The organism is Bradyrhizobium sp. P2_E8 (assembly GCF_056403875.1).
The window spans coordinates 1-7,747 of the sequence record NZ_JBFUES010000282.1 but is presented as its reverse complement, the minus strand read 5'-3'; the positions used below and the strand labels follow the sequence as shown (position 1 = coordinate 7,747).

Below are 7,747 nucleotides of genomic sequence, written 5' to 3'. Positions count from 1 at the left end.
GTGTATCTATCCGAGCTACGACTACGCCCACGGCCAGTCGGACGCGATCGAAGGCATCACGCATTCGATCTGCACGCTGGAGTTCGAGGACCACCGGCCGCTCTACGACTGGTTCATCGAAAAGCTGCCGGTGCCGTCGAAGCCGCACCAGTACGAGTTCGCGCGGCTGAACCTGACCTACACGCTGCTGTCCAAGCGCGTGCTGACCCAGCTCGTGCGCGAGGGCCATGTCGCGGGCTGGGACGATCCGCGCATGCCGACCATGGCCGGCATGCGCCGTCGCGGTGTGCCGCCGGCGGCGCTGCGTGAATTCGTCAAGCGTATTGGCGTCGCCAAGGCCAACAGCGTGGTCGACGTCGGCATGCTCGAATTCTGCATCCGCGAGGAGCTGAACCGCACATCGCAGCGGCGCATGGCGGTGCTGAAGCCGCTCAAGGTCGTGATCGAGAACTATCCGGAAGGGCAGACCGAGGAGCTCGACGCGATCAACCATCCCGACGATCCCTCCGCCGGGACGCGGAAGATCACGTTCGGCCGCGAGCTCTATATCGAGCAGGACGACTTCATGGAGAACCCGCCCAAGAAGTTCTTCCGCCTGTCGCCGGGCAACGAGGTCCGGCTGCGCTACGCCTATTTCGTCAAATGCACCGGCGTGATCAAGAACGATGCCGGTGAGGTGGTGGAGCTGCGCTGCACCTACGATCCCGCGACCAAGGGCGGCAACGCGCCCGACGGCCGCAAGGTCAAGGCGACCATGCACTGGCTGCCGGCGGCAGCTTCGAAGCCGGCCGAAATTCGCATCTACAACCAGCTGTTCGCGAACCCGAGCCCGGACGCCTCGAACTTCGCCGCCGATCTCAATCCGCAGTCGCTGGAGATCCTCAGCGATGCGCGGATCGAGGCATCGGTCGCGGAGAGCAATGCGACCGAGCCGTTGCAGTTCGAGCGCCAGGGCTATTTCGTGCGCGACAAGGACTCGACGCCCGGCAAGCCCGTATTCTCGCGCACCATCGGCCTGCGCGACACGTTCGCGAAGGAAGTCGCGAAAGGTTGAGGTGCGCATGAGCAGTGAAGCCGACGCCATCGTTTCCGCCATCATCGCGAAATGGTGCGCCGGCTTCGCAACGCTCGATGCCGCCGCGCTGTCGTCGCTCTATGCCAAGAGAGCGTTCTTCTTCGGCTCCAACCCAAAACTCTATCGGGGTCGGGACGGCGTCGCCGATTACTTCAACGGCCTGCCGCGCTGGCGCAAGCCGAGTGCTGCGTTTTCCGAGGTGCAGGCCGCGCAGGCCGGTCCTGATGTCATCAACATGGCCGCGATCGTGTCGTTCGATTTCGCGGGCGAACGCCCGGAACTCGCCGTCAAGATGAGCTGGGTCATCACGCGCGAGGACGCCGACTGGAAGATCGTCAATCACCATGCCTCGTCGAGGGTCCCGATGATCTAGCAGTGGAGGGCTCTGCCCGTTCCGCCAGGTGCGCGGTCGCCGCCCGCTAGATGTCGTAGTAGAGATGGAACTCGTAAGGATGTGGTCGCAGGCGGATCGGGTCGACCTCCTTCTTGCGCTTGTAGTCGAGCCAGGTTTCGATCACGTCGGCGGTGAAGACATCGCCGCGTAGCAGGAATGCGTGATCGCGCTCGAGCGCGTCGAGCGCCTGGTCCAGCGATCCTGGCGTGGACTTCACCTCCTTCGCCTCCGCAGGCGGGAGGTCGTAGAGATTCTTGTCGATCGGGCCGCCGGGGTCGATCCGCTTGTCGATACCGTCGAGGCCGGCCATCAGCATTGCCGCGAAGGCCAGGTAGGGATTGCAGGACGGATCTGGCGAACGAAACTCGACGCGCTTGGCGCGCGGATTCGGCGAATACATCGGAATCCGGCAGCAGGCGGAGCGATTGCGCTGGGAGTAGACGAGGTTGATCGGCGCTTCATAGCCCGGCACCAGACGCCGATACGAATTCGTGGTGGGGGCGCAAAGCCCGCACAACGCCCAGGCGTGGCTCAATAGCCCGCCGATGTAGTAGCGGCCGAGCTGGCTCAACTCGGCGTAGTCACCTTTGTCGTAGAACAGATTGGTCTCACCCTTCCAGAGCGATTGGTGAACGTGCATGCCCGAAGCGTTGTCCTCGAACAGCGGCTTCGGCATGAATGTCGCGGTCTTGCCGTGCTGATGCGCGGTGTTCTTCACCACGTATTTGTAGATCATCAGGTTGTCGGCCATCCGGGTGAGGGTGGTGAAGCGCATGTCGATCTCGTTTTGGCCGCCGGTTGCGACTTCATGGTGATGGGCCTCGATCTGGATCCCCAGAGATTCCATCGTCAGCACCATTTCGGTGCGTAGCGCCTGCATGCTGTCGGTCGGGGGAACGGGAAAGTATCCCTCCTTCGGACGCGGTTTGTGGCCGAGGTTCGGCCCTTCCTCAGAGCCGGTGTTCCAGCTGCCTTCGCTGGAGTCGACTGCGTGCATGGCGTAGTTGATGCCCTGTTCGTAGCGCACCTCGTCGAAGACGAAGAACTCCGCTTCCGGGCCGAAATAGCTCGTATCGGCGCGCCCGCTGCCCTTGAGGTAGATTTCGGCTTTCTGGGCGATGTAGCGGGCATCCCGGCTATAGGACTGGCCGGTCACGGGGTCGCGGATGTTGCAGATGAGAACCAGMGTTTTGGCCGGACTATAGGGGTCGACGAATGCCGTCGTCGGGTCGGCGACAACCAGCATGTCGCTTTCCTGGATCTCCTGGAAGCCTCGGATCGATGAGCCGTCGAATCCAAAGCCCTCATTGAGTGCATCGGCGTTCACCGCGCTCGGCGGGACGGAAAAATGTTGCCACATCCCCGGCAGGTCGGTGAACCGCAAATCGATCATCTGGACTTTCTCGTCCGTGATCGCCTTCACGAGGTCTTCGGCTGTCGTACATTTCGCAACCATGGCTTCGCTCCCAGGTCAGCGTCCCGAGATCGCGTAGCCGTTCGGCCGCAACCTGGCGGCTCGCGACGGACTGTGGTCCACGTTCGGCGTTGTCGCCGCAGTCAGGCAAGCTTCGCGCGACGGCAGTCAGCTTTGATGTGGCCCGCGCATCAGCTTCATCGCGTCTTCGATGTGCCGCCAGGTTTTAGCCAATTCGAGCTCGCCCTTCTGCTCGAGGTTGATGGCGTTTTGAGCGGCTTCCGCAATGGCCTTGGGGCCATGGGCTTCCAGCAACTGCCGCGCATAATCGTGGATTTCCATTTCTCGCATGGCGTCATCTCCCTCTTGTTCTGGGCGCGAACCGGGCGGGCCTAGAACGGCAGACATTGACACCTGTCAAGCGCCGATAGTCTGCATCCTGGTGCGCCGCACTTGCAAGGGCCCTTTCCGGGCGTGGGCGGCCGGATGGGGCGCCGGCGCCTGGTCGCGGCAACACAGCGCAGGTCGGAGGGATGCTTCTTCACTGGTGCGCCCCCATATCAATACCAGAAGGGAGGTGAGCATCATGCGCATCCAACATTGGCAAGACGCTGGTAGCCTGTTGGTGGGCGTGTGGCTGGTCCTGTCGTCCTTTGTCCTCGGCTCATCCGGGGCGGCTGTCTGGATCACCATCGCACTCGGGCTCGGCGTCATGCTGTTTGCCGTGGAAGCCTTTGTCATCCCGTCCTACCTGGAAGAGTGGGGCGAAATGCTGCTGGGCTTGGCTCTGGTGCTGGCGCCTTGGTCCATTGGCTATGAGCCCGTATCGGCCGCGGTCAGCAGCGTATTGTCGGGCCTATTGGTGATCTTGCTCGCTGCTTGGGAATTGATAACCGATCGCGACTTCAGTACCTGGTGGCACGATCACTGGCCTCACCGCGCCGGCTGAGACGAGAGGTTGCCGGCTTCTCTCCGACCGCCATCGGCTGGCGGCCGGAGGAGAGGTGGTTACGTTACAATGCGGCTCTGGGCTCGATCGGTTGCCAGATGCTGATCTTGCGCGTCTCCGGCATCAGGAAGACAGCGAGCACGAAGCACACCGCGGGGACCACGATCGGGTAGATCAGTGCGTAGCCGATGCTGCCGGTCGCGGCGAATGCCGCCGAGGTGATGAACGGCACCAATCCGCCACCCCAGCCGTTGCCGATGTGGTACGGCACCGATACCGACGTGTACCTGATCCTGGCCGGAAAGTATTCGGCCAGGAATGCGCCGACCGGCCCGTAGACCATCCCGACGTAGCAAACCAGGATGAAGATGATGAAGATCGCGGTCGGATAGTTGATGCTCCCGGGCTGCGTGACCGTTCCCAGCCACAGATAGAGCGGATAGTACGTGATCGCAGCGAGCAGCATGCCGCCAAGGATCACCGGCTTGCGGCCGATCTGGTCCGACAGCCAACCGAAGAAGATCAGGCTCGGTGTTGCGATCAGCAGCGCGGCTCCCACGATGTAGGCCGAGGTCACCGCATCCACCTTGGAGACCTGCTGCAGGAAGTACAGCGCCCAGAACTGGCCGCTGTACCAGACCACGCCCTGTCCGATCAGGACCACGATCGCGATCCCGATGTATTTGATGTTGGAGCTGAGGAAGGCCTCCTTCCACGGATTCGTCGTCATTTGGCCGCGGGCCCTGATCTCCTGGAAGATCGGCGTCTCCTGGAGCTGGAGGCGAATGTAGATCGCGATGGCCACCAGCAGGAAAGACACCAGGAAAGGAACGCGCCAGGCCCATTCGTCGAAGACCTGATTGCCGAACCAGGTCCGTGTCAGGACGATCACGGCCAGCGACACCACGATGCCGAGAGTCGGAGAGGTCTGCAGCCAGCCGGTGTAGTAGCCGCGCTTGTCGTCCGGCACATGCTCTGCGACATAGGTGATGGCGCCGCCATATTCGCCGCCCAGGCACAGACCCTGGATCATGCGCAGGCCGAACAGAACGAACGCCGCCGTTAGACCGATGGACTGGTAGGTCGGGATCAACCCGATTGCCCCCGTACCCAGTCCCATTCCGCTCAGCGTGATGAGGAATGTATATTTTCGTCCGACCCTGTCACCCATCCATCCAAAGAGGAAGGCTCCCAGCGGGCGGATCAGGAAGCCCGCAGTGAACAGAGCGATCGTGCTGAGGAGGGCTGCAACCGGGTGGGATTGCTCGAAGAACTTGACCGACAGAACGGCGGCCAGGCTGCCAAAGATATAGAAATCATACCATTCGATGACGTTTYCCACCGATGCAGCAACGATCACGCGGCGGAAATCGTGCGGTACTTGAACTGCCATGTGCTGCTCCTATCAAATTCAAACGCCACTCCTCGCGCATTTCAGCGCCAGTTCGCTCGCGGAGTGCGTTTGGTGTGCGACGCTACAGGCGAGAATTGCGAGTTGCGTCCGCAACGCCTGGTCTCAGGGGAACCTTGAACCACCTGAGAAGAGCTTCGGCGGCCTTCGGTACCGCGAGCTGTCACGACCTGGCCCGTCTGTGCGGGGGAGGCGTGGAGAGCAGTTTAATCCTGCCAAGGCCGGCCCCTTATGCGACTTTCGGCTCAATCGACCCGAACCCAGGCTGCCTCCGTCCAGAGACAGAACGGTCGCCCATCGCGCCGGGCGGTCGTGTCACGAATGAACGGAAAGGACCTCTCGGGCGTTGTGTGGGTCCCCAACGAGGAGCCCGCCATGCAGAACATTGCAGAGCATATGGAAGTCATCGGTGCCGACGGCGTCCACATCGGCACGGTCGACAAGGTCGAGGGCCATCGGATCAAGCTGACCAAGAAGGACAGCGGCGAGGGCAGCCACAGGGGCCACCATCATTTCATCGACAAGGGGCTCGTCGCCGGCGTCGAGGGCAACAAGGTCCGGCTGTCGGCCAAGGCGGATGTCGCCGTCACGATGGAAGAGGAAAAGTAGGGTTCACTCGAGTTCGTTCCCGATCTGTACCGCTATTCGCCGCCCTGCACGTTCCGGTAGCCTCCGCCTCCGTCGCGTATCGTAAGGTGCAGGGGAATGGCGGAGCCGGGCCGGCCAGTACGGTCCCAAGGTATTGCGGGGACCTGGCCCGTCGGCCGGGCTGCTCCGGCTGGTGGCTTTGTGCCGGTGGGCATTGGCGCCTGGCCCGCGCTCGTCGAGACACTGCGCGAATGGATGCGCGCCGAGGCCGGCGCCGGGCGGCTGTTGCCCTGGGTGCCTGTGGCCTTCGGCAGCGGCATAGCGCTCTACTTTGCCGCTGATCACGAGCCGGTGCTGTGGGTCGTTGCTGCGACGGCCATCGCGTTGATGCTGGGTGCGGTTCTGTTGCGGCGGAGCCGGCTGTTCGCGCCTGCGATCCTGATCGCGGCGGTCGCAGCCGGCTTTGCCACGGCGACCTGGAAGACGGCGCGCATCGGCCATGCCGTGCTCGCAAAACCGCTCTATTCGGTGTCGCTCTCGGGTTTCGTCGAGACGCGCGACATCCGCGAGCGCACCGACCGTTTCGTGCTGCGTGTCACCGCGATGGAGGCGCAGCGGAGCGAGGTGAAGCTGGAGCGAGTGCGCCTCTCGGTTCGCAAGGGGACTGCGCCGGAGGTCGGCAGCTTCGTGCAGTTGAAGGCGCGGCTGATGCCGCCGATCTCGCCGGTGCGCCCCGGCAGCTACGATTTCTCGCGCGACATGTTTTTCCAGGGCATCGGCGCCTCCGGCTTCGTGATGGGGGCGATCACGGCAGCAGTGCCGCCCGATGCCGGCGGCTTGCGGCTGCGCTATGCCGCCTTCATGCAGAGCCTGCGCGATGGGATCGACGCGCGCATCCGGGCAACACTCGAAGGTGACAATCGCGCAATCGCGACGGCGCTGCTGACGGGGCGGCGCGACGCGATCACCACGCCCGTCAACGACGCCATGTTCATTTCAGGGCTCGGCCATGTGCTCTCGATCTCCGGTTATCACATGGCGGTGGTCGCCGGCGTCGTGTTCTTCGCCGTCCGCGCGCTGCTCGCTCTGATTCCGGGACTGGCGGTCGGTTTTCCCATCAAGAAATGGTCCGCGGCCGCGGCGCTGGTTGCCGCCGCGTTCTATCTGCTGCTCTCGGGCGCGGAGGTCGCAACGCAACGCTCGTTCTTCATGACCGCCGTGGTGCTGATCGCCGTCATGGTCGACCGCCGCGCCATCACCTTCCGCACGCTGGCGGTGGCCGCGTTGATCGTGCTCGCGGTCGCGCCGGAAGCGCTGGTGCATCCGAGCTTCCAGATGTCGTTTGCGGCAACGCTGGGGCTCGTTGCGCTGGTGCAGATCGGAATGCCGAACCTGTTCGCGTCGCCCGATCATTCGGCGACTGCGCGCATTGCGATGTGGGGCGGCCGCGAGATCGCGATGCTGTTTCTGGCCTCGCTGATCGCGGGGCTTGCGACCACGCCCTATGCCGCCTTCCATTTCCATCGCGTCACGCCCTACGGCGTGCTCGCCAATCTCGGCGCGATGCCGGTGGTCTCTGCACTGGTGATGCCTGCGGGACTGCTCGGATTGCTCGCGGCGCCGTTCGGGCTCGACGCCGTGTTCTGGTGGCTGATGGGGATCGGCATCGACTGGATGGTCGCGGTCTCGCGCTGGGTGGCCGCGCTGCCGGGTGCGGTCGGCCGCATCCCGGCTTTCGGCATTGCCCCGCTGATCGCGGCCAGCCTGGGGATCATCGCAATGGGCCTGCTGCGCACGCCCTTGCGCTGGTCCGGCGCGCTGGTGCTGCTGGTGGCGATCCTCTGGGGACTGTCGGGGCGGCAGCCGGATATCCTGATCGCCGGGGACGGCCAGAGCGTCGCGGTGCGGGGCAGGGA

General features: G+C 63.7%; 8 protein-coding genes. 5 read left to right on the top strand and 3 right to left on the bottom strand.

Translation table 11 applies throughout. The annotated features are described in order from the left end of the window. Together AC1D00_RS17350 and AC1D00_RS17345 are read left to right on the top strand one after the other, a co-directional pair. On the top strand, positions 1-1,054 hold a 1,054-nt coding region (locus AC1D00_RS17350), incomplete at its 5' end, for a glutamate--tRNA ligase family protein (RefSeq protein ID WP_477011509.1). Positions 1,055-1,061: 7 nt separating this feature from the next. Then, positions 1,062-1,448: a YybH family protein gene (locus tag AC1D00_RS17345; protein WP_477011508.1), complete on the top strand. Its 387-nt coding sequence runs from the start codon at positions 1,062-1,064 to the stop codon at positions 1,446-1,448. 46 nt (positions 1,449-1,494) lie between these two features. Here the strand turns inward: AC1D00_RS17345 and glnA are convergent, their stop codons facing one another. Then, positions 1,495-2,925, bottom strand: coding sequence for a type I glutamate--ammonia ligase (gene glnA / locus AC1D00_RS17340; protein WP_477011507.1), 1,431 nt, complete (start codon positions 2,923-2,925; stop codon positions 1,495-1,497). 126 nt (positions 2,926-3,051) lie between these two features. After that, the gene (locus tag AC1D00_RS17335) at positions 3,052-3,234 is read right to left on the bottom strand and encodes a hypothetical protein (RefSeq protein WP_404556725.1); all 183 of its coding nucleotides are present in this window, start codon (positions 3,232-3,234) and stop codon (positions 3,052-3,054) included. 235 nt (positions 3,235-3,469) lie between these two features. Here AC1D00_RS17335 and AC1D00_RS17330 point away from each other — a divergent pair, with 235 nt between their 5' ends. Continuing rightward, positions 3,470-3,832, top strand: coding sequence for an SPW repeat protein (locus AC1D00_RS17330; protein WP_477011506.1), 363 nt, complete (start codon positions 3,470-3,472; stop codon positions 3,830-3,832). Positions 3,833-3,896: 64 nt separating this feature from the next. Here the strand turns inward: AC1D00_RS17330 and AC1D00_RS17325 are convergent, their stop codons facing one another. Then, entirely contained in the window at positions 3,897-5,225 is a 1,329-nt protein-coding gene (locus AC1D00_RS17325) for an MFS transporter (RefSeq protein ID WP_477011505.1), read from the bottom strand. Between the two features lie 393 nt (positions 5,226-5,618). Between AC1D00_RS17325 and AC1D00_RS17320 the strand changes: the two genes are divergently transcribed. Together AC1D00_RS17320 and AC1D00_RS17315 are read left to right on the top strand one after the other, a co-directional pair. Next, positions 5,619-5,852 (top strand): DUF2171 domain-containing protein, encoded by a 234-nt coding sequence (locus AC1D00_RS17320; protein ID WP_038967854.1) that lies wholly within the window; start codon positions 5,619-5,621, stop codon positions 5,850-5,852. 96 nt (positions 5,853-5,948) lie between these two features. Next, a partial coding sequence (locus AC1D00_RS17315) for a ComEC/Rec2 family competence protein (protein WP_477011504.1) occupies positions 5,949-7,747 on the top strand: 1,799 nt, incomplete at its 3' end.